The organism is Ruegeria sp. BF6 (genome assembly GCF_056538665.1).
Genome location: NZ_JBQFTN010000011.1, coordinates 47,697 through 71,070, shown reverse-complemented (window position 1 = coordinate 71,070; position 23,374 = coordinate 47,697). Strand labels below are relative to the sequence as shown.

The 23,374-nt window shown below is 59.9% G+C and carries 30 protein-coding genes; 16 read left to right on the top strand and 14 right to left on the bottom strand.

Features of this window, described 5'->3' with window-relative positions:
- Positions 1–167: 167 nt before the first annotated feature.
- The 4 genes from ACR0IM_RS18590 to ACR0IM_RS18575 all read left to right on the top strand — a co-directional run bounded on the left by ACR0IM_RS18590 (position 168) and on the right by ACR0IM_RS18575 (position 4,101).
- Entirely contained in the window at positions 168–1,133 is a 966-nt protein-coding gene (locus ACR0IM_RS18590) for a threonine-phosphate decarboxylase (RefSeq protein ID WP_480682833.1), read from the top strand.
- Positions 1,130–2,050, top strand: a complete 921-nt coding sequence (gene cbiB, locus ACR0IM_RS18585) for an adenosylcobinamide-phosphate synthase CbiB (RefSeq protein WP_480682814.1) — start codon at positions 1,130–1,132, stop codon at positions 2,048–2,050. The genes ACR0IM_RS18590 and cbiB overlap by 4 nt, the downstream gene beginning before the upstream one ends.
- A gap of 10 nt (positions 2,051–2,060) precedes the next feature.
- The gene (locus ACR0IM_RS18580; protein WP_480682813.1) at positions 2,061–3,224 is read left to right on the top strand and encodes a lytic murein transglycosylase; all 1,164 of its coding nucleotides are present in this window, start codon (positions 2,061–2,063) and stop codon (positions 3,222–3,224) included.
- 145 nt (positions 3,225–3,369) lie between these two features.
- Positions 3,370–4,101: a hypothetical protein gene (locus ACR0IM_RS18575; RefSeq protein ID WP_480594538.1), complete on the top strand. Its 732-nt coding sequence runs from the start codon at positions 3,370–3,372 to the stop codon at positions 4,099–4,101.
- Between the two features lie 43 nt (positions 4,102–4,144).
- Here the strand turns inward: ACR0IM_RS18575 and ACR0IM_RS18570 are convergent, their stop codons facing one another.
- The 4 genes from ACR0IM_RS18570 to ACR0IM_RS18555 all read right to left on the bottom strand — a co-directional run bounded on the left by ACR0IM_RS18570 (position 4,145) and on the right by ACR0IM_RS18555 (position 9,796).
- Positions 4,145–4,495 carry a hypothetical protein gene (locus ACR0IM_RS18570; protein WP_480594537.1) on the bottom strand — a complete coding sequence of 117 codons (351 nt, stop codon included), beginning with the start codon at positions 4,493–4,495 and terminating at the stop codon, positions 4,145–4,147.
- 54 nt (positions 4,496–4,549) lie between these two features.
- Positions 4,550–8,005 (bottom strand): chromosome segregation SMC family protein, encoded by a 3,456-nt coding sequence (locus ACR0IM_RS18565; protein WP_480682812.1) that lies wholly within the window; start codon positions 8,003–8,005, stop codon positions 4,550–4,552.
- 139 nt (positions 8,006–8,144) lie between these two features.
- On the bottom strand, positions 8,145–8,552 hold the full coding sequence (locus ACR0IM_RS18560) for a hypothetical protein (protein ID WP_480642868.1): 408 nt from the start codon (positions 8,550–8,552) through the stop codon (positions 8,145–8,147).
- A gap of 44 nt (positions 8,553–8,596) precedes the next feature.
- Positions 8,597–9,796, bottom strand: coding sequence for an aminotransferase-like domain-containing protein (locus ACR0IM_RS18555; RefSeq protein ID WP_480682811.1), 1,200 nt, complete (start codon positions 9,794–9,796; stop codon positions 8,597–8,599).
- Positions 9,797–9,935: 139 nt separating this feature from the next.
- Here ACR0IM_RS18555 and ACR0IM_RS18550 point away from each other — a divergent pair, with 139 nt between their 5' ends.
- The 3 genes from ACR0IM_RS18550 to ACR0IM_RS18540 are packed head-to-tail and all read left to right on the top strand — an operon-like array spanning position 9,936 to position 11,194.
- Positions 9,936–10,706, top strand: a complete 771-nt coding sequence (locus ACR0IM_RS18550) for an FCD domain-containing protein (RefSeq protein WP_480682810.1) — start codon at positions 9,936–9,938, stop codon at positions 10,704–10,706.
- Entirely contained in the window at positions 10,706–10,930 is a 225-nt protein-coding gene (locus ACR0IM_RS18545; RefSeq protein ID WP_480682809.1) for a hypothetical protein, read from the top strand. Before ACR0IM_RS18550 ends, ACR0IM_RS18545 begins: the two co-directional genes overlap by 1 nt.
- A gap of 24 nt (positions 10,931–10,954) precedes the next feature.
- Positions 10,955–11,194 (top strand): hypothetical protein, encoded by a 240-nt coding sequence (locus ACR0IM_RS18540; protein WP_480682808.1) that lies wholly within the window; start codon positions 10,955–10,957, stop codon positions 11,192–11,194.
- 117 nt (positions 11,195–11,311) lie between these two features.
- Here the strand turns inward: ACR0IM_RS18540 and ACR0IM_RS18535 are convergent, their stop codons facing one another.
- The 5 genes from ACR0IM_RS18535 to ACR0IM_RS18515 all read right to left on the bottom strand — a co-directional run bounded on the left by ACR0IM_RS18535 (position 11,312) and on the right by ACR0IM_RS18515 (position 13,882).
- On the bottom strand, positions 11,312–11,872 hold the full coding sequence (locus ACR0IM_RS18535) for a F0F1 ATP synthase subunit B (RefSeq protein WP_480594531.1): 561 nt from the start codon (positions 11,870–11,872) through the stop codon (positions 11,312–11,314).
- A 5-nt stretch (positions 11,873–11,877) separates the two neighbouring features.
- Positions 11,878–12,429, bottom strand: a complete 552-nt coding sequence (locus ACR0IM_RS18530) for a F0F1 ATP synthase subunit B' (protein ID WP_480682807.1) — start codon at positions 12,427–12,429, stop codon at positions 11,878–11,880.
- 86 nt (positions 12,430–12,515) lie between these two features.
- A complete protein-coding gene (locus tag ACR0IM_RS18525; protein WP_005981269.1) occupies positions 12,516–12,740 on the bottom strand; it encodes a F0F1 ATP synthase subunit C in 225 nt (74 codons plus the stop codon).
- 48 nt (positions 12,741–12,788) lie between these two features.
- A complete protein-coding gene (locus ACR0IM_RS18520; protein WP_480642861.1) occupies positions 12,789–13,547 on the bottom strand; it encodes a F0F1 ATP synthase subunit A in 759 nt (252 codons plus the stop codon).
- A 2-nt stretch (positions 13,548–13,549) separates the two neighbouring features.
- Positions 13,550–13,882, bottom strand: coding sequence for an AtpZ/AtpI family protein (locus ACR0IM_RS18515; RefSeq protein WP_480594529.1), 333 nt, complete (start codon positions 13,880–13,882; stop codon positions 13,550–13,552).
- Between the two features lie 231 nt (positions 13,883–14,113).
- Between ACR0IM_RS18515 and ACR0IM_RS18510 the strand changes: the two genes are divergently transcribed.
- Positions 14,114–14,449: an ArsR/SmtB family transcription factor gene (locus ACR0IM_RS18510; RefSeq protein WP_480594528.1), complete on the top strand. Its 336-nt coding sequence runs from the start codon at positions 14,114–14,116 to the stop codon at positions 14,447–14,449.
- Between the two features lie 6 nt (positions 14,450–14,455).
- On the opposite strand, the gene ACR0IM_RS18505 is transcribed toward ACR0IM_RS18510, so the two are convergent.
- From ACR0IM_RS18505 to ACR0IM_RS18490, 4 genes are all read right to left on the bottom strand, one after another.
- Entirely contained in the window at positions 14,456–14,869 is a 414-nt protein-coding gene (locus ACR0IM_RS18505; RefSeq protein WP_480594527.1) for a universal stress protein, read from the bottom strand.
- A gap of 90 nt (positions 14,870–14,959) precedes the next feature.
- A complete protein-coding gene (locus ACR0IM_RS18500; RefSeq protein ID WP_480682806.1) occupies positions 14,960–15,244 on the bottom strand; it encodes a hypothetical protein in 285 nt (94 codons plus the stop codon).
- Between the two features lie 58 nt (positions 15,245–15,302).
- Positions 15,303–16,214: a DMT family transporter gene (locus ACR0IM_RS18495; RefSeq protein ID WP_480682805.1), complete on the bottom strand. Its 912-nt coding sequence runs from the start codon at positions 16,212–16,214 to the stop codon at positions 15,303–15,305.
- Positions 16,211–17,089 carry a LysR family transcriptional regulator gene (locus ACR0IM_RS18490; protein WP_480682804.1) on the bottom strand — a complete coding sequence of 293 codons (879 nt, stop codon included), beginning with the start codon at positions 17,087–17,089 and terminating at the stop codon, positions 16,211–16,213. The genes ACR0IM_RS18495 and ACR0IM_RS18490 overlap by 4 nt, the downstream gene beginning before the upstream one ends.
- A gap of 120 nt (positions 17,090–17,209) precedes the next feature.
- Here ACR0IM_RS18490 and ACR0IM_RS18485 point away from each other — a divergent pair, with 120 nt between their 5' ends.
- A complete protein-coding gene (locus tag ACR0IM_RS18485) occupies positions 17,210–17,791 on the top strand; it encodes an FMN-dependent NADH-azoreductase (RefSeq protein WP_480682803.1) in 582 nt (193 codons plus the stop codon).
- A gap of 71 nt (positions 17,792–17,862) precedes the next feature.
- Complete coding sequence (locus ACR0IM_RS18480) at positions 17,863–18,603, top strand: aspartate/glutamate racemase family protein (protein ID WP_480594522.1); 741 nt, start codon at positions 17,863–17,865, stop codon at positions 18,601–18,603.
- On the opposite strand, the gene ACR0IM_RS18475 is transcribed toward ACR0IM_RS18480, so the two are convergent.
- Complete coding sequence (locus tag ACR0IM_RS18475) at positions 18,604–19,134, bottom strand: prolyl-tRNA synthetase associated domain-containing protein (protein ID WP_480594521.1); 531 nt, start codon at positions 19,132–19,134, stop codon at positions 18,604–18,606.
- A gap of 88 nt (positions 19,135–19,222) precedes the next feature.
- Between ACR0IM_RS18475 and ACR0IM_RS18470 the strand changes: the two genes are divergently transcribed.
- The 6 genes from ACR0IM_RS18470 (at position 19,223) to bluB (ending at position 23,370) form a co-directional block, all read left to right on the top strand.
- The gene (locus ACR0IM_RS18470; protein ID WP_480682802.1) at positions 19,223–19,741 is read left to right on the top strand and encodes a hypothetical protein; all 519 of its coding nucleotides are present in this window, start codon (positions 19,223–19,225) and stop codon (positions 19,739–19,741) included.
- Positions 19,742–19,902: 161 nt separating this feature from the next.
- Positions 19,903–21,411, top strand: coding sequence for a signal recognition particle protein (gene ffh, locus ACR0IM_RS18465; RefSeq protein WP_480682801.1), 1,509 nt, complete (start codon positions 19,903–19,905; stop codon positions 21,409–21,411).
- A 2-nt stretch (positions 21,412–21,413) separates the two neighbouring features.
- Entirely contained in the window at positions 21,414–21,968 is a 555-nt protein-coding gene (locus ACR0IM_RS18460; RefSeq protein ID WP_480682800.1) for a GNAT family N-acetyltransferase, read from the top strand.
- Positions 21,969–22,002: 34 nt separating this feature from the next.
- On the top strand, positions 22,003–22,299 hold the full coding sequence (locus ACR0IM_RS18455) for a chorismate mutase (protein WP_480594517.1): 297 nt from the start codon (positions 22,003–22,005) through the stop codon (positions 22,297–22,299).
- Positions 22,300–22,341: 42 nt separating this feature from the next.
- Entirely contained in the window at positions 22,342–22,722 is a 381-nt protein-coding gene (rpsP, locus tag ACR0IM_RS18450; RefSeq protein ID WP_480682799.1) for a 30S ribosomal protein S16, read from the top strand.
- A 12-nt stretch (positions 22,723–22,734) separates the two neighbouring features.
- Positions 22,735–23,370: a 5,6-dimethylbenzimidazole synthase gene (bluB, locus tag ACR0IM_RS18445; RefSeq protein ID WP_480642847.1), complete on the top strand. Its 636-nt coding sequence runs from the start codon at positions 22,735–22,737 to the stop codon at positions 23,368–23,370.
- Positions 23,371–23,374 lie beyond the last annotated feature (4 nt).

Below are 23,374 nucleotides of genomic sequence, written 5' to 3'. Positions count from 1 at the left end.
CACATGATAGAGTGTCTGGTGCCGTCCCCCGTAAATCGTGATCACGCTTATTCCTTAACAAAGTGTTAACGACGCCGGTTGGCAGCACTGAAAGGGCGGATTTGCTTGTGTAAATGGCAAAAATCCGCTTGAAGCAGGCCGAAACTAGCGATTCCGGCGAGAAATCCATGGCAAGCGATACCGATAATTTGAACCCACGCTCCGCGCGTGACCATGGCGGAGGGCTGGATGGGGCCATCGCCCACTATGGTGGAACCCGCGCGGATTGGATGGACTTGTCCACCGGAATAAACCCTCACCCATACGAGGTTTCAGGCCTGACCCCCTCGGACTGGGCCGAATTGCCCGATCACGGCGCGTTTGAACGTCTGACAGAGGCCGCGCGCCAATTCTGGTTCGTCCCAGAGGGTGCCGCGATTCTGCCTGCACCCGGTGCCTCGGCCGTGATTGCACGCATTCCTGCGCTGGCGCCACAAGGCCGGGTTCAGATCACGACACCCACCTACAACGAACACGCCGCCGCCTTCACCGCGCAGGGATGGTCTGTGCGATCCGACGGCCCGGCCCAGGCCCGCGTCATCGTGCATCCGAACAACCCTGACGGGCGGGCCTGGACCGAGGCGGACGCAAGCGCCCCTTTGACCGTGATCGACGAAAGCTTTTGCGATGTCTGCCCCGAGGCATCGTTGATCCACCTGGCCACGCGGCCCGGCGTAGTCGTACTGAAGAGTTTCGGCAAATTCTGGGGCTTGGCCGGGTTGCGGCTGGGTTTCGCCATCGGCCAGCCCGACCTGATCGCCCGGCTGAACGATTTGACCGGCCCGTGGGCCGTCTCTGGACCCGCCCTGCGGATCGGAACGCGCGCTTTGCAGGACATTGAATGGGCCAACGCCACACGCCAACGGTTGACCACCGAGACCACCCGGCTGGACGATCTGATGACCGCCAGAGGTGCAGCCCTTGTGGGCGGCACCACCCTGTTCCGTCTGTATGAAGTTGACAGCGCCACCGACTGGCAGGACCGCCTTGCCCTCTCCCATATCTGGAGCCGCGTCTTTCCGTATTCCAAAACCTACCTGCGGCTTGGCCTGCCCCCTGCGGACGGTTGGAGCAGATTGGAGGCCGCGTTGTGAGCACGGCCTTCCTGCTGGTCTGCGCCATGTGTATGGACGCCGCCCTGGGTGAGCCGGAGTGGTTGTGGTCACGGGTGAAACACCCGGCAGTGATGATGGGAAACATTATCGGCTGGTTGGACGAGCGCCTGAATCACGGGGCACAACGGCGGTTGAAAGGGGTTGCCGTGGTGGCCTTGCTGCTTTGCGGCTCGCTGGTCTTGGGGCAATTGCTGGCCCTGCTGGGTCCGGTAGTCGAGATTGTCATTTGCGCCATCCTGCTGGCCCAGAAATCGCTGGTGACCCATGTGCGCGACGTGGGAGACGGGCTGCAAACGTCGCTTTCCGAAGGTCGCGCAAAGGTCGCGACGATCGTTTCGCGCGACACGCGCGACATGACCGAGGCGCAGGTGGCCCGGTCAGCAATTGAAAGCGCTGCGGAAAACCTCAGTGACGGGATCATTGCGCCCGCATTCTGGTTTCTGGTCGCCGGTTTGCCGGGCCTGCTGATCTACAAGGCGGTCAATACCGCCGACAGCATGATTGGCTACCGCACCGAAAAATACCGCGACTTCGGCTGGGCCGCTGCCCGTCTGGATGACGTGCTGAACCTGATCCCTGCCCGTTTGACCTGCTTGATGATCGTGGCGCTGTCCGACCAACGGACGCGCTGGCCCGAGATGGTGACGGATGCGCGCCGCCACATCTCACCCAATGCCGGTTGGCCCGAGGCCGCGATGGCGCGCGCCCTGAACGTCGCCCTCGCCGGCCCGCGCAGCTATGACGGGCAGGTCCGCGATCTGGCCTGGGTTAACGGCAATGCTCCGCGCGAAATCGGCGCGCCGGAGGTTTTCCGCGCATGTAACATGCTGTGGAAGGTCTGGGGGCTTGCGCTTGGCCTCATGTCGGTGTGGGTTGGGCTCAACTTTATTTTCTGACGGAGCCACCATGCGCATTCTCACTGGCCTTGTTGCCGCCGCCCTGCTCGCCTCGCCTGCTCTGGCCGAATGCGGTGGCGGTTTCAATTCCTTCATCAAGGGTTTGAAGGGCGAGGCCGTTCAACAAGGTTTCAACAAATCCACCGTCAACGCATTTTTCAAAGGCGTGCAGCAGGACGGCGCGGTATTGAAAGCCGATCGCGCGCAGGGCGTGTTCCAGAAACCGTTCATTGACTTTTCCCGCCACCTGATCTCGCAAAACCGGATTGAACGCGGTCAGGCCATGTCACGCAAATACGACGCTGTGTTCGACCGGATCGAGGCGGAATATGGCGTCTCGCGCGGGGTGCTTCTGGCCTTCTGGGCGTTCGAGACCGATTACGGCGCGTTTCAGGGCAATTTCAACACCCGCAACGCGCTGGTGACGCTGGCCCATGACTGTCGCCGTCCTGAATTGTTCCGCCCCCAGGTGTTCGCCGCAATTGAGCTGTACCAACAGGGCAATTTCGACCCCGCCCGCACCACTGGCGCCTGGGCCGGAGAGATCGGCATGGTACAGATGCTGCCGCGTGACATTATCGAAAACGGTGTGGACGGGGATGGCGATGGTAAGGTCTCGCTGAAAACCTCGGCCCCGGATGCCCTGATGTCGGGCGCCAAGATGCTGTCGCATCTGGGCTGGCAACCGGGTCAGCCCTGGTTGCAAGAGGTCACGGTGCCCGCGCAGATGGACTGGTCGCTGTCCGGCCCCGGCAAACCGCGCTCGATCTCTGAATGGCAGGCAATGGGGGTCAAGGCGCGCAGCGGATCGCTGGCCAATCTGCCCGCCTCGCTGATCCTACCGCAGGGGCACAACGGACCCGCCTTTCTGGCCTACCCCAATTTCGACGTCTATTTCGAATGGAACCAGAGCTTTGTCTACGTCCTGACCGCTGCCTATTTCGGTACTCGGCTTGAGGGTGCGCAAGTCTACGACGCGGGCAACGCGACACCAAGCCTGTCTGGTGCGCAGATGAAGCAGTTGCAGAGTAAACTGCAGGCACGTGGCCATGATGTTGGCAAGATCGACGGCATTCTGGGGGCTGGCACCCGGGCAGCCGTTCAGGCGGAGCAGGCGCGGTTAGGGCTTCCGGCGGATGCCTGGCCTACAGCGGACCTACTTGGGCGTCTTTGAGATCCAGCCGTGTTCTCCGGAGGTCATCAGAGACTCTGTTGATCCGTAAGTTCGGGATTTGGTCATTCGAGCCATCAATCGTTTGCGGAGAAATCGACAATTCTCTAGGATGATCCAAGCACATGCGAAGCACTGAGACCTATTCATGACAATTGATGACCGCCGGAAATTGCTCGCTGATGTTTTGCGCCCTTATGATGTGGGGCATCCCTTGATCCGGATTGGGGCTTTCGGCGACGGGGGCTATCTGGTTCCCAATGATCTTGCTGGTATCAAGGCGTGTTTTTCACCCGGCGTTTCGCAACAGTCGAGCTTTGAGCTTGATCTGGCCAAATGGGGTATTCCGTCGATCATGGCCGACGCTTCGGTGGATGGGCCTGCGGAACAAATTCCCGGTGCGATTTTCTCAAAGCAGTATTTGGGTGCACAAACTGAAGGCGATGTGATTTCACTTGCGGACTGGATGGTGCAGCACGCTCCGGAAACCGGGGATCTGATGCTTCAAATGGATATCGAAGCGGCCGAGTACCCGGTCTTTGAAAGCGTTCCCGAGGCTTGCATTGATCGGTTCCGGATCATTGTGATCGAGCTTCACCGGATTCCATCCATCCTGACCAAACCGAACTTTTTTGAAAAAGCGAAACCGCTGTACACGGCAATTGGGGCAAAATTCACCTGCACCCATCTGCATACCAACAATGCGTCTGGATCGGTGACGATCGAAGGCGTTGAATTCCCCCGCGTCGTCGAAGCCACGTTTATCCGCAATGATCGCATTAAAGAAAAACGACCGATTTCAAAGCTGCCGCACCCTCTGGATGTGGCGCATCACGCCGTACGACCAGAGATCGCAGTGCCGGGGGAGTGGTTGACCTGACCGGCCGAGCAGGTTGGACAGCAGGTTGCAGAGATCGTCCGCCTCACTCCGAACGTACTGGGTAGCGATCTCCTTTCTCATCGATCAGGATCAACCGCTCGCCGCTGCGCACATACAGGTCACACCGGCTAAACCCGTTGCGATAGGCGATACAGACGCTGCCGTCCTCAGCGATGGAGTAAGTGCCAAAGGCCGCGTCTCCGCTAGCGTAGGTATAGGAATAGGAGCCTCCGGCCGAAAAAGCGGCCTGTCCGTCATCGTAGAAGGTGAACGTCTGGCCCGCCAAGGCGCTTAGTTCCTCGGGGGACAGGGGCACATCTCCGGGCTTGGTGGGCCACTCGGCGGCGATGGTCGGGCTGGCTGTCAGCAGGGCAAGGATCAGATATCGGGTCATGCGGCCAGCTTACCCTGTGGTGCCACCAGATGGTCATAACGTTGCAGTGAACTGTCAGGCCACCATCTGCTCGGCCTTCTTCAGGTCGACCGAGACCAGTTGGCTGACGCCCTGTTCCTGCATGGTCACGCCGAACAGCCGGTCCATCCGCGCCATCGTCACTGCGTGGTGGGTGATGATCAGGAACCGCGTGTCGGTCTGGCGGCACATCTCGTCCAGCAGGTCGCAGAACCTGGTCACGTTGGCATCGTCCAAAGGCGCATCGACCTCGTCCAGAACGCAAATCGGGGCGGGATTGGCAAGGAAGACGCCAAAGATCAGCGCGGTAGCGGTCAGGGTCTGTTCCCCGCCCGACAACAGGCTGAGGGTCGAGAGTTTCTTGCCCGGCGGCTGGCACATGATTTCAAGGCCCGCGTCCAGCGGGTCGTCACTTTCAACCATTACTAGATTGGCCTCACCACCGCCGAACAGGTGCTTGAACAGCATGGCAAAGTTCGAGTTCACCTGTTCGAACGCGGTCAGCAGACGTTCGCGCCCTTCCCGGTTAAGGCTGGAAATACCGCTGCGTAGGGCCTTGATCGCCTCTTCCAGGTCCGCCTTTTCGGTATTCAGCGTGTCAAACTCTTCCTGAACTTCCTTACTGTCCTCTTCGGCCCGCAGGTTTACAGCCCCCATCGCATCGCGCTGACGCTTGTGGCGGTTAACTTCGGCCTCCAAGGCATCGGCCGCGGGCATCTGGTCGGGGTTTGCATCCAGCTGGTTCAGCAACTGGTTCGGCGTCAGTTGCTGATCCTCGGCAATCCGTTCTGCAGCAGCCGTCACGCTTTCCTTGGCCGCTTCGCATCGCGCCTCAGCCGCAGCACGGGACTCACGCGCTTCCGAAGCCAGACGTTCTGCATCTCGCTCCGCTATCACGGCTTCACGCTGCTGAGTCTCGGCTTTGGCCAGCTTGTCGCCGGCCTCGGCACGACGGGCTTCCGCGGCTTCGATCAACTCGTTCAGTTCTTCCCGCGCCTCGGCGATCTCAGAGGGGGCGGCCATGGCATCGGACAGCTCCTCTTCCGAGCCCTCCTTGCGTTCCGCCAATTCTGAGATTCGTTTTTCGGCCGTCTCCAGACGGTGCTTCCAGCCGCTGAGGTCCTTGGTCACTTCCTGTGTGCGGCGCGTGCGGGCCTCGCCCTCGCGGCGCAGCTCGTCATGGGATGAGCGATGGGTCAGCATGGTGATCCGCGCCGCCTCGACCGTCTGTTTGATATCCTCAACCTGAGCACGGGCGCTGTCGAGGTTACCCAGACCGGCCAGCGCGCCCTCGGCCTCGCGCAATTGCGCGCGAGCGGACATGGCGTCTTCCTTGTGGCGGTCGACGGCAAGGGTCAGGGTCTCCAGCTTGCCCTGAGCCAGATTGCGGTCCGCTTCGGCCCGGCTGAGCTGACGCGCGGTTTCGGCCATGCGCTGATCGGCGGCGCGGCGGGCTTCTCGTGCGCGACGGTCAGCTTCTGTCACGTCCGCCAGTCGCTGCGACAACGCCTCATGCGCGGCGCGAGCACCATCGGCCTGCGCCTCGGTCCTGGCAAGTTCCTGTTTCAGCGCTTCCAGCTTGTTGAGTTGTTCCAAACGCAGAGCCGCCGCACTGGGTGCATCCTCGGCCCAAGCGCGAAACCCGTCCCAGCGCCACAGGTCACCCGAGCGCGACACCAACCGCTGACCCGGTTTCAACGAGGTCTGCAAACGCGCGCCCTGATCCGCATCAACCAATCCGATCTGCGCGATCCGGCGGCTCAGCCGATCCGGGCCAGAAACATGCAGCGCCAGCGGTTCAACCCCATCCGGCAAAGTCTGGTCAGCATCGTAACCCGCAACCTGCACCCAGCCGGAGGGACCATCCCCTTCGACCAGGGGCGCGCGCAAATCATCAGCCAATGCCGCGCCCAAAGCCTTCTCGTAACCAGGTTCCACACGCAGCAGGTCAAGCACCTGCCCGCCCTCAGCCGTGTCGCGTTCGACCAACTTGGCCAAAGCGGTGGTCTCGGCCCGGATCGCACCCAGTTCACCCTCGGCCTCGGAACGTTGCGCGCGGGCTTCGGCCTCACGCGCCTGTGTGTCGTTGCGCAACTCGTCGGCTGCAGCCAGCGCCTCTTCGGCGGCTTCGGCGGCTTCGCGGGCCTCTTCCTCACCCTCTTGCGCCGACTCGAACGCTTCGCTGGCGCGGGTCAGAGCGGTACGAGCTTCCTCCACCGCCGCGCGCGCCTTTTCTTCTTCACCCTCGGACCGGGCCAGCGTCTTGCGGCTGTCTTCTACCAAACGCTGCGCCGACTGGTGGCGGGCAACCAGCCGCGCCATGTCCTCGGTTTCCTGCGACAGGTGATCTTCCCGGTTCTGCAACACCGCAGCCGCCTCGTGGGCGATCTCGGCAGCCTCGGCGACCTTGTCTTCGTGTCCCTCCGCAGCCTTGGCCAGCTCACGGGCTTCCCACTCCAAACGCTCGATCATCTGACCTGCGTCACGGTTCAGGCCGGTCTCGCGTTCGATATCATGGGCCAATTGCTGGATACGGTTGGTCAGCGTTTCAATCGTCTGGCGGGCGCGGGTTTCCTGATCCGACAGTTGATCGCGCTGCACCTGTTGGCGTTGCAGAACAGCAGCGGCAATGGCCTCTTCCTCGCGCAGCGGCGGCAGGGTCTCTTCGATCTCGGCACGATTTGTGGCGGCAGCGCGGGCCTCGGCCTCGGCGCGCGAGGCCTCGGTGATCCGATCGCGTAGTTTTTCCTCGGCCTGCTGGCGGGCCATGTCAGCCTCTTTCCAACGGCGATAGAGCAGCATGCCTTCAGCTTGGCGCAACTGCTCGCCAATCTCGCGATAACGCGCGGCCTGCCGAGCCTGACGCGCGAGTTGCGCCAGTTGGGTGCCCAGCTGTTCCAGCACGTCATCCACGCGGGTCAGGTTGGCCTCGGTACCCTTCAACTTCAGCTCGGCCTCGTGACGGCGCTGATACAGGCCCGAGATCCCGGCAGCCTCTTCCAGAATGCGGCGACGGGCGCGGGGCTTGGCGTTGATCAGTTCGGCAATGCGGTTCTGCCCCACCAACGCGGGCGAATGCGCACCAGTCGAAGCATCCGCAAACAGCATCTGCACATCGCGCGCCCGTACATCCTTGCCGTTGGTCTTATAGGCACTGCCGACATCCCGCGTGATGCGACGCACGATTTCCAACTGATCCGCGTCGTTGAACCCAGACGGCGCCAGCCGTTCCGAGTTGTCCATGGTCAGGACAACCTCGGCAAAGTTTCGGGCGGGGCGCGTCGCCGCCCCAGCGAAAATCACATCCTCCATCGCGCCACCGCGCATGGACTTAGGGCGGTTTTCGCCCATCACCCAACGCAACGCTTCCAGAAGGTTTGACTTGCCGCAGCCGTTCGGACCCACCACACCAGTCAACCCATCCGCGATAATCAGATCGGTCGGATCTACAAAGCTTTTAAAGCCGGTGAGTTTGAGTTTGCTAAAGCGCAAAGGCAATGGGTCCTGTGATTCCTATAACTGGAAGTGTGCGCAACCGATTGGGGGTGAGTCAACGGAGATGCGCAGGATGTGGGATATCAGGTCGACTTATCCACAATATCTTGCCAAAATACGCAGAAATACGCGTATCTCAGTAGGGCGTGCACTCAAAAACTTGATAGCCGCTCCCGCTGCCGATGTTTTCATAGATACCGTAATCGATGCATTCGTAATTGGGGGTCGACACAGCCGTCAGCAGCAACCGTTCCCCTGCCTCACGGTCGCATCCCAGCACGCCAACGGTCACCGCCGCATCACCCAATACATCCAGAATCGGACAGCCCGAGACCTGCGCCATGGCCAACCCGGCCCGGTCACGGATCGGCCCAAGACGCGGCGCGTATTGGGTGTTGACCCGAACTGCCTCGGCCAGCTCTCCGCGCACACGCACATCGAAGATACTGCCATTCACCGCGATCCGGGTGGCAGGCACGTCGCGAAAGTAAGGCGTGCCGGCCGAACAAGCGGCCAGCACGAGGAGGGGAAGATACCGGATCATACCACCAGCTATGCCGCAATACAGTTAACAGAACCTTTCCCGGTTCATGCGCGCAGCACTTCGCCCAAGCGGCGAACACCCTCGCGGACTGTTTCCTCATCCGAGTTCGAAAAACTCAGCCGGATCGTATTGGCACCGGACCCGTCCGGAAAAAACGCTTGACCGGGGACAAATGCCACTTTGACCGTTTCCAGCGCCCGCGCCAGCAGTTCGGATCCAACCGTGCCCTTAGGGAGCGTCACCCAGATGAACATACCGCCGTCGGGTTTGGTCCACTCAACCCCGTCCGGCATGTGTTCCCGCAACGCAGCCAACATTGCGTCACGACGCGCACCGTAAACGCGGCGCAGCATCGGGATATGGGTGTCAAAGCAGGCCCGTGCCACGTCGTTGATGGCCATCTGATTGATCGTCGCTGAATGCAGATCGGCGGCCTGTTTCATCAGCACAAGTTGCGAGATCACTTGCTTGGCCGCCACGACCCACCCGACCCGCAATCCCGGAGACAAGGTCTTCGAGAAACTACCGCAATAGACCGTCCGACAGTTTTTAATAGAGTCCTTGCGCGCCAGTTCCAGCGCCAGAACTGGCGGGATCGCCTCTCCGTCATAGCGCAGGGCCTGATAAGCGCCGTCTTCGATGACGGCACAGTTCAGGTCTTCGGCCAGGTCCAGCAAGGTTTCGCGTCCACGAAGATCCACGGTCTCTCCGGTCGGGTTGGCGAAGTCCGGCGAGAGATAAGCGAACTTCACCACTCCCTCACCCGCTGCCGCCCTGTATTCTGCAGCGCCGCGATTGCCGTTGATGCTGAGCCGATCAAAACGCGGCTCGTAGGCGTTGAACGCCGCCAATGCCCCCAGATAGGTGGGCCATCCGACCAGTGCGGTATCACCCGGCGACAGGTAGAGCTTGCCCAGATAGTCCAGCGCCTGCTGCGAGCCCGAGGTGATCAGGATGTTGTCCAGTCCGCAATCGATACCGATCTGACGCATGTGATCGACCAGCCATTCGCGCAGCGGCACATACCCTTCACTGAGGGAGTATTGCAACGCCTGCGCCTGGCTCTCGGATCCCAACGCGTTCTGGAATGCCAAGGCAAAGCCATCCGCAGGGAACAGCGCTGGATCGGGAATACCACCGGCAAAGGAAATGATCCCCGGCTGGTCCAGCAGCTTGAGCAACTCGCGAATTTCGGACGCCTTCATCCGCGACGCCCGCGTGGCAAACAGGTCTTTCGTCGACATCAATCTCCTCCGCTTTGACGACAGGCAGATTAGGCGTCGCGCTCTTAATGTCAATAGTTCTGACCTATTGTAATAAACGGGCGTTCTTGAACCCAATCGGAATACGTGGTCATATGATTTGACCAATTTCGGAACGCCCATGCCTTTTCAGAAAATCCAGCCCGCAAAACTGTCCATCGCGGTGGTCAAACAGATCGAGATGCTGATCCTGCGAGGTATCCTGCGCCCGGGTGAACGGCTTCCGGCAGAACGTGAACTGGCGGACCGGTTGGGCGTTTCCCGGCCTTCGCTGCGCGAGGCAATCTCGGACCTGCAGGATCAGGGTCTGCTGACCGCCAAGGCAGGTTCTGGCATCTACGTGGCCGAGGTTCTGGGCTCGGCCTTTTCCCCGGCGCTGGTCCGGTTGTTCGGCAGCCATGAAGAGGCGGTGTTCGATTACCTCTCGTTCCGCAAGGATCTTGAGGGCCTCGCCGCCGAACGCGCCGCGCGACTGGGATCGGACAGCGATCTGAAAGTCGTGCAGGCGATCTTTGACAAGATGCAAGCCGCCCATGAGCGCAACGCCTCCGAAGATGAGGCGCAGTTGGACGCCCAGTTCCACATGGCCATCATCGAAGCGAGCCATAACGTGGTGATGCTGCACATGATGCGATCGATGTACGAGTTGCTGCAACAGGGCGTGTTCTACAACCGCCAGATCATGTTCCAACAGCAAACCACGCGCGGGGCTATTCTGGACCAGCACCGAGCCATCAACACCGCCCTGCAAACCCGAGACCCTCAGGGCGCACGCGATGCGGTTCATAGGCATCTCAGCTTTGTCCAGAGATGCATGGACGACCACCAGAAAGCCCAGCGCAACGAAGCCATCGCGCAGCAACGGCTGCAACACGAGACAGGTCAGACCTGATGTTCATCGGGCATTTACCAGGGGCCTATCTGGTCTTTCGGGCGACCACGCCAAATGTCGGGAAAACGGTCTTCACCGCTGCGATGCTCGGCGCGATCGCACCGGATCTGGACATGCTATGGTTCTATCTGGTCGACGACCAGGCACATCACCACCACGCATACCTCACGCATCGCCCGGTTTTGTGGGCGGGTGTCGTATTGTTGGGGTTTGTCACCGGATAGCGCCGGCCGCAGGCGGGGCGTGTCGTGGCCTATTTTGGGGCCGGTGGGCTGGTCCATATGGCGCTGGATTCCATCGTCGGTGAAATCACCTGGCTATGGCCGCTTTCGGACTTCTCCCACCCAATCGTAACTGTTGAGGCCACGCACTCGCATTGGATTCTCTCATTTCTCAACCACTGGACGTTTTTGGTTGAGATCGGGATAACAGTGCTGGCTGTAGTCGTGTTTTTCTCTGGCAGCGACAGGTCGGCGCGCGCAGACTAAGGCCAGCTTTGCTATGGCGGCGCAACCCGAGTGTCGCTCCGGACCAGAAGGCTGTTCCAAAAATGGCAAACCCGGCAGAAAACTACCGGGTCGCACAAAGTTCGTACTGGGCAAAGCTTAGTGCAGCTTTTCGCCTACATCGGCAATCGCCGCGTCGATCAGCTTGTTCGCCTGTGTTGCCGTCATCTGCTTGGCCAGAACCGCGTTTGCTGCAGAAACAGCAACGGTGATGGCCTGATCGCGGACTTCCTTCACAGCCGACGCTTCCGCCGATGCGATCTGGTCCTGCGCAGCGGCCAGACGACGTGCGATGGATTTTTCCAGATCGGCCTTGGCCTGTTCCGCAGCCAGAGCGGCGTCGTCTTTCGCAGCCGCCACGATGGCATCCGCCTGCGTCTGCACTTCGCGCTGCTTGCGCTCGTACGAGGCCAGCAGGCTGCGCGCTTCTTCGTGCAGGGCGCGAGCTTCCTCCAGTTCGGACTTGATGCCCGCGGCGCGGTTGTCCAGCGCACCACCGATCAGGCCCGGTACCTTGAAATAGAACAGGACCGCGATGAAAACGATGAAGCCCAGAAGGACCACAAAGTCAGTGTTGCCAAGCGAGAAGAACGGGCCGCTTGCGGCAAATGCCGGGCTGGCGGCACCAACGGTCAGGATAAGGGCAAGAGTGTTCCGCATGTCACTTATCCTTTCGTCTGCGCGTCTACGGCACTGTTGATGGCTTTGGCATCCGCCTCGCCGCCCAGTGCGGTGACCAGTTCAGCCGCCGTATCCTTGGCAACCACTTGAATGCTTTCCAGCGCACCGGCACGGATGTCGGCAATTGCCTTTTCCGATTCAGCCGCCTTTGCAGCGATTTCCGCGTCCGCTTTGGCAATCGCGTCATCCAGACCAGACTGGATTTCGGCGCGGGCTTCCGCTGCGATACGCTGTGCCTCAGAACGGGCATCGGCCAGCGCTTTGTTATAGGCCTCTTCGGCCTCGACCGCCTTGGCCTTCAGATCTTCGGCCGCAGCCAGGTCATTTGTAATGGTCCCCTGACGCTCAGCCAGGATTGCCGCGATGCGAGGCAGAGCCACGCGGGACAGGACCAGAAAGATGACGACCAGCGTGATGACCAGCCAGAAAATCTGGTTGGGGAACCAATCGAAGCAGAGCTGCGGCATCCCGATGGCAGAGCCATGCGAGTCGACGCACGCGCCTACTACTTCTTCGCTAATGGGTTCAGTCGCCATGATGTCCTCCGTCGGAACGTTGTCTTTACAACAGGTGGGCCGCTATGGCTTGGACCCACCTGCGCGTAAGGATCAGGTTCCGCAGATTAGACGGCGAACATCAGCAGCAGCGAGACCAGGAATGCGAAGATCCCCAGGGCTTCTGCGAATGCGATACCGATGAACAGGGTCGCGGTCTGCGAAGCAGCCGCCGAAGGGTTGCGCAGAGCGCCGGCCAGGAAGTTGCCTGCAACGTTGCCCACCCCGATTGCGGCTGCGCCGGAACCGATTGCTGCCAGGCCTGCGCCGATGTGTGCGAGATCGCCTTCCATGATGTATCTCCTTACGAATTGGAAGTTTCGATGTTGGGGTATCGGACCTTAGTGCGAAGGATGCAGCGCATCTTTCAGATATACACAGGTCAGAATGGTGAATACGTAGGCCTGGATAAAGGCCACCAAGACCTCGAGGCCATACATTGCGGTGATTGCCAGAACGGACACGGGCGAGATCACGGCGACCGCGGCGAAGCCTGCGAAAACCTTGATAACCGCGTGGCCAGCCATGACGTTACCAGCAAGACGAATGGAGTGGCTGACCGGACGTACGAAGTACGAGATCAGCTCGATGATCGCCAGGATCGGGCGCAGCGCCAGCGGCGCGCTGGAGACCCAGAACAGGCCCAGGAATGCAGCACCGTTCTTGACGAAACCCAGAATGGTCACGGTCAGGAACACAGCCAGCGCCAGCGGAATGGTGACCGCGAAGTGCGACGTGGTGGTGAATGAGGTCGGGATCAGGCCCAGGAAGTTTGCGCTGACGATGAACATGAACAGGGTCATGACATAGGGGAAGAACTTGACGCCTTCCTTGCCGCAGATGTCTTCCAGCATCTTGTAAATGAAGCCGTAGGTCAGTTCCGCGATCGACTGCATCCGGCTAGGCACAATCGCGCGCTTGGACGTGGGCAGAACCAGCAGAGCAGCGACAGCCAATACTGCCAAGAACAGCCACAGGGTCACGTTGGTGACCGTGAACATGCCGACCGCTCCGTCGCCAAACAGCGGCTTAACGATGAACTGGTCCATCGGGTGGAATACCAGGCTGCTGCCTTCTGCTGCGGTGGTCTCGCTTGCCACGTTCAGTCCCTCTCGTCCTTCTCGGCCGCGTTTGCAGCCGTTTGTTTCTCTTGGACCTCTTTCGCGCTGCGGAGCATAACCTTCACGCCCGCGACAAGGCCCAGCAATGTGAACAGCACCAGAAAGATCGGGATTGTCCCGAGCAGGCTGTCCAGCCCGTATCCGATGCCAAATCCGATCCCCAGACCGGATACCATTTCGATGACCATCCGCCAGGCAAGCTCGCCGCCCGAGACGTCAGCGTCCGCGCGAGGTTTGGGCTCTTTCGCCTTTTTCGCCGCCTCGATCTTGGCCTCCAGCTGCGCCATACGCTGCTTTTGGTCGTCGTCGGTCACGGGCGTTTTCCTCGCTCAGTCTTGGGCACGGTGCTAAGGGGCGAAGGGCGCAGAGTCAACGACGTTGAGCGCCCCAATTGCCGCAGCTTAGCGTATTGTTTTAAATTGATTTTTCATCTGGCGCCGCGCAAGTCAAAACCGCCTGACCCTTTCTGTCCCGTTCAAATGCATTGAATCCGCATATTCAACCAAATGGTTGACCAAACCCGGGCACTGTGGTTCAGCGGAGGCATGTCCAAAGATCTCGACACCGTATTCGCGGCCCTTGCCGACCCCACGCGCCGCGCCATTCTGGCGATGCTGCTTGAGGATGACATGGCCGTCACCGATGTGGCTGAACCGTTCGAGATGTCGCTTGCGGCGATCTCAAAACATCTGGTCATCCTGACCAAGGCAGGGCTGATCAGTCAGGAAAAGCGCGGACGGGTGAAATGGTGCAAGCTGGAACCCGACGCCCTGCGTGCGGCGTCTGTCTGGATGCAAGGGTTCGGGCAGTTCGAACCGGTCAATCTGGATGCATTCGAGCGGTTTCTGGAAACCGAGCTGCCCGCAGTCGAAGAGCCCTAGCAGGACCTAACGCACCACAAAGACTGAAACCTTGGCGTGATTGGCCAGATATCCGGCATGACTTGAAAAGATATAGTCCGTGATCCGCGGCGCATGGGTGCCCGCGACAATCAGGTCGGCACCGATTTCCTCGGCAGCGCGAGCCAAATCACCATCGACCTCAGCCGCGACATCGACGGAATGGATATTTCGACATGCGACTTCCGTTCCACTGTTCTTGGCAAGCTGGTCAGCGAAAGCGCGCAGGTCTTCGTTGATCTTTGCGTCCGTCTGAACCGGATCACCAGGCTGAGTTCCCGTTACGCTGACAACTGTAATCTTGGCGCCCTGCCATTTGGCAACCTCAGCTGCAACATCGGCAGCTTTGCGGACCTCTGGCGGAAGATGCAGGTCAACAGGGAACATGATGTGAGTATACATAGCGAATTCCTCCTCAGCCCAAAGCATAAGGATATTCGCATGTATCGGCCTTGATCTGCCTCAACGGCAGGGCGGAGCACCTGATTCGGCCTACCCTTCCTGACTGTATTCCACGCCGGTAATAACTCCGAACGGGTCCGCCCGACAGAGCCACGGTGCCTGGGCGCCGACCACGGACACCGTCGTTACGGAGCCTGTAGGATCGTTCTGGGTTGAAACCGCAGAAACGCCTTCGGGTCTCACCCCGGTTTCAGCCGAGACAAGCGCCTCGCAACTGCCGCGCAGATCGGCCTCTGAATCCCTGGTGCCGGGTCCGGGCGGAGTACAGGCAGCCAATCCTGCCACCGCGATCAAGAAAAATGCTGATTTCGTCATCTTGTGCCTGCGTGCCACCTGTGTCCGACGCCGGCATAATTTTGCGGGAAAGCAAGCTTCATTCGGACACCGGGTTCGCTATGCGGCGCTGTTCTTCGGTTTTCAGCAGCAGCACAAGCGCGACGATGGTCAGGATTGCCCCAACAACAACCAGCAGCGGAGGCGGCTGCTGACCCAGCGCGATTTCCCACAGTATCACCCAGCTGGGCGTTAGATAAGTATAAGCCATCACTTTGGCCGAGGGCAGCCGCAATGTAGCGAACTGGACCAGGACAAAGCTGGCCGCGGTGGCAAATATCGAGACATAAAGCAGACCAAGCCAGACGATCAGCGGCAGGTTGGTCCAATCGGTCGCCCGAATGTCAGACCAACCATAGAGCGTCAGCAAAACGCAGCCCGCCACGAGAGTGCCAAAGGTGAACACCACCGCCGGTTCGCCCCGGTTCAACTTGCGCACCATCGGCGTGTAAACCGCATGCGCCGCGCAACCCCAGAAATAGATAATCTCGCCGCCTCCGATCTGGAATGCGGTGAAAGCCTGCCAATCCGCCCGGAAAATAACCCAAAGCGCACCCATCGCGCCCACCGTAAGGGCCAAGGCCATCCGGGGCGTCGTGACCTGCCGCAATAACACCCACCCTGCCATGGCCGACATCACCGGGGTCAGCGTGAACACGGCTGCGGCACTGACCGGGGGCGCTGTCTTTAGACCGTAGAACATCAGGACAAAGTAAGTGGCAAACAACCCGCCCAGCACCAGATAGCGCCACGGAGACTGTGCTGCACTACGCGGCAAGCCAGTGGTCATCATTGCCGCAACACCAATCACGACGGAGGCGATCAGAAACCGCGCCGCCGTGATCGCCTCGGGTGCGATCTGATTGGCGATCAGCGCGCCCAGTGAAAAGCTACCCGCCACCAAGGTTGAAAACACAAGCATGGCCAGATGGCCCTGTGCCTGAGGGCTCACTCCAGCCAGCCTTTGGATTGCTCTTTCAAATATGTCAGAAAACTCTGAACCTTGGTTGTGCGGTGCAGGTCCACATGAGTGACCAGCCACAGGTTCCCGAACCATTCCGAAAGCGGGTCGACCACTTCGATCAGATTGGGGTCACGGGCCGCTTCCCAGCGGGCCATGAAGCCGATCCCGGCACCGGACAAAACCGCCTCGCGGATGCAGAAGTTGTTGGTACAGCGAAAGGTGATGTTCTCTGCAGGTACTGTCGCGCGCAACCACCGGGAAAACGGCGCGCGGCTGTTTTCGTCGTCGGTACTGACGAATTGATGGTTGCTGAAATCCTCGACGCTCGAGGGTGTCCCATGGCGATCCACATAATCCTTGCTGGCGAACAGGCCGATCTCTTGCGTGATGAACGGTTGCACCACATTGTCCGGTTGATCCGGGGCCGAACCCGCGCGAATAGCCACATGAGCTTCACCGTATTCCAGACGGAACAGGCGATCTCCGGTCAGGTAGCGCACGATCAGACCCGGATGCAGGCGTTGGAACTCGCTGAGCACCGGCACTACGAGGGGCGCCAATGACGACAGAGATGTCACGACCAATTCACCCGAGACGTCATCGCCACGCCCCTTCATCCGCCCGACCAGTTGGTTGAACTGGTCTTCGGTCGCCTGTGCCACGCGCAACAGGTCTTCTCCGGCCTCGGTCGGGGTGTAGCCACGCGCGTGACGCTGGAACAGCTTGGTGCCCAACCGCGCCTCAATCGCATCAATATGTCGGATCACCGTCGCATGGTGCACGCCCAGCACCTCGGCCGCGCCGCTGACGGTACCCATGCGGGCTACCTGATAGGCGGTTCTTACTTCGTCCCAATTGTCCACGGCATCACCACCACTGTGCAATTTCCAACATCAACTGTTGATGTATCCGAGTTTTGTTCATGTACGCAATATCCATATTGGGGCCAGACGAGAAATCCCTATCTACAAGGACCAAGTGAAATGCCCAATACCATCCTGCATATCGACGCCTCGGCCCGCCGCGCGGGGTCTGCAACCCGAGATCTGTCCGACCGTATCGTCAAACATCTGGGCGCCGCCCGCATCATCCGCCGTGATCTGGCAAGCCCCCTGCCCTTGCTGACCGAAGACTGGATCAACGCCAACTTCACACCGGCAGATCAACGGGATGAGACCCAGCGCGACCAACTGGTGCTGTCGGACACGCTGGTTAACGAATTGCGAGAGGCAGATACAATTGTCGTCGGCCTGCCGATCTACAATTTCTCTGTACCGGCTGCGTTCAAAGCCTGGATCGATCTGGTTGCGCGCGTTGGGTTGACCTTTTCCTACACGGAAAACGGCCCTGAAGGCCTGCTGGAAGGCAAACGCGCGGTTTTGGCCATTGCCTCGGGTGGTACCGCCGTCGGGTCCGAGATAGATTTTGCCACCAACTACGCCAAACACGTGCTGGGCTTTATCGGCATTCATGATGTTGATGTTGTTGCCGCCGACCAGATGGCCCTCGACGCCGAGACCACACTGGCCAACGCCCATAAAGCCGTGACCGAGTTGGCGGCATAAACCCTCTGGCTTTTACACTCTCAAACGTCCAGTCTGCGCCCGAAGGGGATTTGTCAGGCTGGGCGCTTAACATGAAGAAAATCGGTATTCTGGGCGGTGTGGGCTGGGCTTCGACCGTAGACTATTACCGGGCAATTGCCGAAGGTGCAGGCAAGCATTTCGCCGAACGGGGTCACGGCTCCCCACTTCCCATTCCACCCATGACAATTGAATCTGTCACACAGGCCAAAACCCGGGCTCTGCGCGGGGTGGCCGGAGACGAAAACAGTTGGGCTGGTTTCGACGCAGTCTTCCGCGAGGCCCTTTTGACGCTGGAACGTGCAGGCTGCGACTTTGGAATCATTGCGTCAAACACACCCCACACACGTTTTCACGCGATCCGGCAAGGCGTTTCGATGCCAATTCTCAGCATATTCGATGCAACGGCCGAGGCCACTGCCTCATCCGGTGCCTCCAAGGCGTTGGTTCTGGGAACGGCTGTGACCATGCAGGCGACTGACTACGCTGACCGCCTCGCCAAAGAGGGTATCACCGCCATTGAACGCCTGCCCGAACCTGAAATTGCCGAGATGCAAGCCATGATCGACAGTGAATTTTATGGCGGTGCCTCTGAGACCGCCCGCGCTCGGTTGCTGGCTTTCTGCAACGACCACGCTGCGCCGGGAACCGCTATCCTACTGGCTTGCACCGAGCTTCCTTTGGCCTTCCCCGACCATCTGGACGACCCGGTGTTTATGGCAGACGGGCATCTGTTCATCAATCCTTCTGCCGCGCACGTTACCGCCGCACTTAAAGAAGCGCTGCAGGACTGATCAGGACAGCCAAGTCACCTCACAGCCAACCCGGTCAAAAAACGCGATCAGATCGGCCCGTGCCATCGCAACGGTGCGGTCATTGACCAGCGGATGCATGTAGATGACATCCACCTGCCGCGCCGCGCTGTCCATGAAGAACCGCACATCGTTCTTCACCCCGTTGATCATCGCCAGCGGACTGACCGCACCGGGCCGGATACCGAGGTTCTGCAGCAATCGGTCCGCCGAACCGAAGGACAGGTTGCCCACGCCCAGTTCCGCCCCCAGCGACTTGAGGTCAATCTCGCGGCTTTGCTCCAGCGTCACGAGATAGTTCCGCTTTTTCTTGTCCCGCAGGTACAGGTTCTTCAACCGCAGAGCGTTTTCGCCCGGCACCATGAACTGATCTTCTACTGCCTTGGAGTCTTCGACTGTGCGCAACGGGACATGAGTATGCAGCAGATAAGCCAATCCCCATTCATCTAATCGCGCCAACAGCGCGTCAGAGCTGAGCGGCAAAGTATCCTGAAAAGCAGATGATGCGTCCATGGGAACCTCCTGTTTAGCGCGCTCATCGCGCAACACGAGGATGAATTCAAGCCACGACAGCGCCAGAATTCAGTGTTAGCGTGCCGTCATGAAAGTGACGCGCAACACCCCAAACCAATTGATCTTGTCCAACACTCCCTGGCTGATCGGCATCATGTTGGTCACCTTTATCCTATGCTTTGTCGGCGCAGGCTTCTTCATGGCCAACGAAGGGGGTGAGGGCGTGTTTTTCGGCATTGTCTTTGCTCTGTTTGGTGGTGGGTTGGGCTTTGGTGCGTTCTGCGTCTTTGTGCGCCGCGTTCAGGTCATAATGAACCGCAACAGCAATAGCGTTTTGATCCGTCGCCAATCAATCTTTGGATATGACACTGTAGAACATGAGCTGTCGAACCTGTCCCATGCCGAGGTGGAAACCACCACCTCGACTCGCGACAGGACCACGTCCAAGATGCATCGTCCCGTTTTGATCCTGGAAAAGGGCATGAGCGCCGGACGCCACCCGATTGTCGAAGTCTATGTCAGCGGGCGCGGCACGCAGCGGATGGTCGATGCGGTCAATGCATGGCTTCCGGCGCGCGAGGTTGACTCCGACAGCCAATCCGCCTAAATCCCCTCCAAACATCCGGAAGCGTATGATCTTCCGGTCCCTTGAGCCGTTCAGGGATCGCCCCCCACCAGCGAGTTTCGCCCGTGGGGGCGTTTGTGCATTTAACCGGCGCATCCTATCTAGGGCACGCCATCAGAAAACCGGCATAGGAGGCCGAAGGCATGTTTGAAAATCTATCCGAACGCCTTTCCGGCGTCTTTGACCGGCTGACTAAGCAGGGCGCCCTGTCCGAGGAAGACGTCAAAACCGCCCTGCGCGAAGTTCGCGTTGCACTACTTGAGGCTGACGTTTCGCTGCCGGTTGCCCGTGAATTCGTCAAGAAGGTTCAGGAACAGGCGACCGGTCAGGCCGTTACCAAGTCGATCACTCCCGGTCAGCAGGTCGTCAAGATCGTGCACGACGCGCTGGTTGATACCCTGCGTGGCGAAGAAGACCCCGGCAAGCTGAAGATCGACAATCCACCTGCCCCGATCCTGATGGTCGGTCTGCAGGGCTCGGGTAAGACGACCACAACCGGTAAGCTGGCAAAGCGCCTGAAAGAGAAAGAAGGTAAGAAGGTCCTGATGGCCTCGCTCGACGTCTATCGCCCGGCGGCGATGGATCAGTTGGCGGTACTGGGCACGCAGGTCGGCGTTGATACTCTGCCGATCGTTCCCGGCCAGAAGCCGGTCGACATCGCTAAGCGTGCCAAACAACAGGCGACGCTGGGCGGCTACGACGTCTACATGCTCGACACCGCGGGCCGTCTGCATATTGACGAAGTTCTGATGGACGAAGTCGAGCAGGTCCGTAACGCGGTTGATCCGCGCGAGACGCTGCTGGTCGTCGACGGCCTGACTGGTCAGGTCGCCGTGGAGGTTGCCGAAGAGTTCGACGCCAAAGTTGGCATCTCGGGTGTGGTTTTGACCCGGATGGACGGTGACGGGCGCGGCGGTGCGGCCCTGTCGATGCGCGCAGTCACCGGCAAACCGATCCGCTTTGTCGGTCTGGGCGAGAAGATGGACGCGCTTGAAACCTTCGAGCCGGACCGGATCGCCGGTCGTATTCTGGGCATGGGTGACATCGTCGCCCTGGTCGAAAAAGCCCAGGAAACGATGGAGATGGAACAGACCGAGCGCATGATGAAGCGCATGGTCAAAGGTCAGTTCAACATGAACGACCTCAAGATGCAGCTGGAACAGATGATCCAGATGGGCGGCATGCAGGGCATGATGGGCATGATGCCGGGCATGAACAAGATGACCAAGCAGATGGATCAGGCAGGTCTGGACGACAAGATCCTGCGCCAGCAGATCGCCATGATCCAGTCCATGACCAAACGCGAACGCGCCAACCCGCAACTGCTGCAGGCGAGCCGTAAGAAACGCATCGCAGCCGGTTCTGGAATGGAGGTCAGCGACCTCAACAAGCTGCTCAAGATGCACCGGCAGATGTCGGACATGATGAAAAAGATGGGTAAGATGGGTAAAGGCAAAATGCTGAAACAGGCCATGAAGGGCATGTTCGGCAAAGGCGGCCCCAGCCCTGAAGAAATGGCCGCGGGCATGGACCCCAAGGCGCTGGAACAGGCAGCCAAGGCCATGGGTGGCAAGATGCCCGGTGGCCTGCCCGGTATGGGTGGCGGTATGGGACTACCCCCGGGGCTCAGCGGCTTTGGTAAGAAGAAGTAATCATGTCAGCCCTTGAACCTCATATCCCCCGGCTTGAGACCGAGCGTCTGATCATGCGTGCACCGTCTGTGGCTGATCTTGACGCTGAGGCAGAGTTTTTCGCCTCGGACGCCGCTAAATATGTTGGCGGCCCGCTGCGTCGGGATGAAACATGGCGATCCATCGCAATGCTGCTTGGCCATTGGGCCATTCGGGGTTTTGGCTTTTGGGGCGTCGAGGAAAAAGATACCGGCATTTATGTCGGCCGTGTCGGACTGTGGTTCCCCGACGGCTGGCCCGAGCCCGAGGTTGGCTGGACGCTGATGAATTTTGCCACTGGCAAAGGTTACGCGACCGAGGCCGCGTTAGCCGCACGCGCGCACGCCTATGACGTGCTGGGTTGGGAAACCGCAATCTCGCTGATCGACCCGAAAAACCGCGCAAGCAAAGCCGTTGCCGAGCGGTTGGGCGCCAAGCTCGATTATCACTATGAACACCCCAAATTCGGCACCACTGAAATCTGGCGTCACCCCGCCCCCGCCGATCTGGTGAATGGCGGCATGGAGGCTTACGCATGACCCATACCGCTTTGACCGCTGAGAGGACCGGCCAATGACCAACCCCGTGACGCGGGCCGCCGCGCTGTTGAAGGAGCACCGCGAAAGCATCGATCGACTGGACGCGATCCTTGTCTACACGTTGGGCGAGCGGTTCAAGCACACGCAGGCCGTTGGCAAGCTCAAGGCCGAACACGACCTTCCCCCGTCCGATCCCTCGCGCGAGGCTGCGCAGATCGCACGGTTAGAAGACCTGGCGAAACAGGCCAATCTGGACCCTGACTTTGCCAAGGCTTTCCTGAATTTCATCATTCAGGAAGTCATCCGACACCATAAGAAACACCAGAACTAACCGGGCAATTCCCGGTAAACGCCATCCAAAGGAGATACCACCATGGCAATGAAAATTCGTCTCGCCCGCGGCGGCTCGAAAAAACGTCCCTTCTACCGCATCGTGGCTGCTGACAGCCGCATGCCCCGCGACGGCCGTTTCATCGAGAAACTGGGCACCTACAACCCGCTGCTGCCGAAAGACAGCGAAGAGCGCGTGAAGATGGACATGGAACGCATTCAATACTGGCTGGACCAGGGCGCCCAGCCCACCGACCGTATCGCACGTATGCTGGAAGCTGCCGGCAGCCGTAAAAAAGCCGAGCGCAACAACCCCAACAAGGGCACCCCGGGCAAGAAAGCTCAGGAACGCGCGGAAGAAAAAGCTGCAAAGGCCGCTGAAGCTGCCGCTGCACCGGCTGAAGAAGCAACCGCAGAAGAATAAGCGGGCGAGCGCGTGCAGGATCAAACTTTCAGCGACGATTTTCGCACGCAGTTCGATCTGCTGATGCGGCTCCGGCGTGATGTGCGTCGGTTCCGCACCGATCCCGTGGACGAGGCAGTGCTGACGCGCTGCCTCGACGCATTTCGCCTGGCCCCTTCGGTGGGGCTAAGTGAGCCCTGGCGTGTTATCCGCGTCGAAAGCGCGGTCGCGCGGGCAGCGGCGCTGAAGAATTTCCAAGCTGCAAATGCCGAATCCCTGGCCGGGTATTCCGGCGAGAAAGCACAAATCTACAGTAGTCTGAAGCTGTCGGGGATGCAGGAAGCCCCCGTGCAATTGGCCGTGTTTTGCGACGACACCACCGGCAAGGGGCAAGGTCTTGGTGCAGGTACGATGCCAGAGGCGCGGCGCTATTCCGTCGTTTCTGCTATCACGCTGTTCTGGTTGGCCCTGCGCACCCAAGGGCTGGGCCTGGGCTGGGTATCCATTCTGGACCCCGTTAAGATGACCCGTGACCTGAACGTTCCGGATGGCTGGCGCCTGATCGGCTATTTCTGCGTCGGCTGGCCGGAAGAGATGTCAGACACGCCGGAGCTGGAAACTGTAGGCTGGGAATCCCGTTACGACACCCTACCCATCGAGGTGCGATAGGCAG

Coding starts and splice junctions, on each gene's coding strand:
- ACR0IM_RS18590 (WP_480682833.1), top strand. CDS start 168: ATGGCAAGCGATACCGATAATTTGAACCCACGCTCCGCGCGTGACCAT.
- ACR0IM_RS18580 (WP_480682813.1), top strand. CDS start 2,061: ATGCGCATTCTCACTGGCCTTGTTGCCGCCGCCCTGCTCGCCTCGCCT.
- ACR0IM_RS18575 (WP_480594538.1), top strand. CDS start 3,370: ATGACAATTGATGACCGCCGGAAATTGCTCGCTGATGTTTTGCGCCCT.
- ACR0IM_RS18570 (WP_480594537.1), bottom strand. CDS start 4,495: ATGACCCGATATCTGATCCTTGCCCTGCTGACAGCCAGCCCGACCATC.
- ACR0IM_RS18560 (WP_480642868.1), bottom strand. CDS start 8,552: ATGATCCGGTATCTTCCCCTCCTCGTGCTGGCCGCTTGTTCGGCCGGC.
- ACR0IM_RS18555 (WP_480682811.1), bottom strand. CDS start 9,796: ATGTCGACGAAAGACCTGTTTGCCACGCGGGCGTCGCGGATGAAGGCG.
- ACR0IM_RS18550 (WP_480682810.1), top strand. CDS start 9,936: ATGCCTTTTCAGAAAATCCAGCCCGCAAAACTGTCCATCGCGGTGGTC.
- ACR0IM_RS18545 (WP_480682809.1), top strand. CDS start 10,706: ATGTTCATCGGGCATTTACCAGGGGCCTATCTGGTCTTTCGGGCGACC.
- ACR0IM_RS18535 (WP_480594531.1), bottom strand. CDS start 11,872: ATGCGGAACACTCTTGCCCTTATCCTGACCGTTGGTGCCGCCAGCCCG.
- ACR0IM_RS18530 (WP_480682807.1), bottom strand. CDS start 12,429: ATGGCGACTGAACCCATTAGCGAAGAAGTAGTAGGCGCGTGCGTCGAC.
- ACR0IM_RS18525 (WP_005981269.1), bottom strand. CDS start 12,740: ATGGAAGGCGATCTCGCACACATCGGCGCAGGCCTGGCAGCAATCGGT.
- ACR0IM_RS18510 (WP_480594528.1), top strand. CDS start 14,114: ATGTCCAAAGATCTCGACACCGTATTCGCGGCCCTTGCCGACCCCACG.
- ACR0IM_RS18505 (WP_480594527.1), bottom strand. CDS start 14,869: ATGTATACTCACATCATGTTCCCTGTTGACCTGCATCTTCCGCCAGAG.
- ACR0IM_RS18500 (WP_480682806.1), bottom strand. CDS start 15,244: ATGACGAAATCAGCATTTTTCTTGATCGCGGTGGCAGGATTGGCTGCC.
- ACR0IM_RS18485 (WP_480682803.1), top strand. CDS start 17,210: ATGCCCAATACCATCCTGCATATCGACGCCTCGGCCCGCCGCGCGGGG.
- ACR0IM_RS18480 (WP_480594522.1), top strand. CDS start 17,863: ATGAAGAAAATCGGTATTCTGGGCGGTGTGGGCTGGGCTTCGACCGTA.
- ACR0IM_RS18475 (WP_480594521.1), bottom strand. CDS start 19,134: ATGGACGCATCATCTGCTTTTCAGGATACTTTGCCGCTCAGCTCTGAC.
- ACR0IM_RS18470 (WP_480682802.1), top strand. CDS start 19,223: ATGAAAGTGACGCGCAACACCCCAAACCAATTGATCTTGTCCAACACT.
- ffh (WP_480682801.1), top strand. CDS start 19,903: ATGTTTGAAAATCTATCCGAACGCCTTTCCGGCGTCTTTGACCGGCTG.
- ACR0IM_RS18460 (WP_480682800.1), top strand. CDS start 21,414: ATGTCAGCCCTTGAACCTCATATCCCCCGGCTTGAGACCGAGCGTCTG.
- ACR0IM_RS18455 (WP_480594517.1), top strand. CDS start 22,003: ATGACCAACCCCGTGACGCGGGCCGCCGCGCTGTTGAAGGAGCACCGC.
- rpsP (WP_480682799.1), top strand. CDS start 22,342: ATGGCAATGAAAATTCGTCTCGCCCGCGGCGGCTCGAAAAAACGTCCC.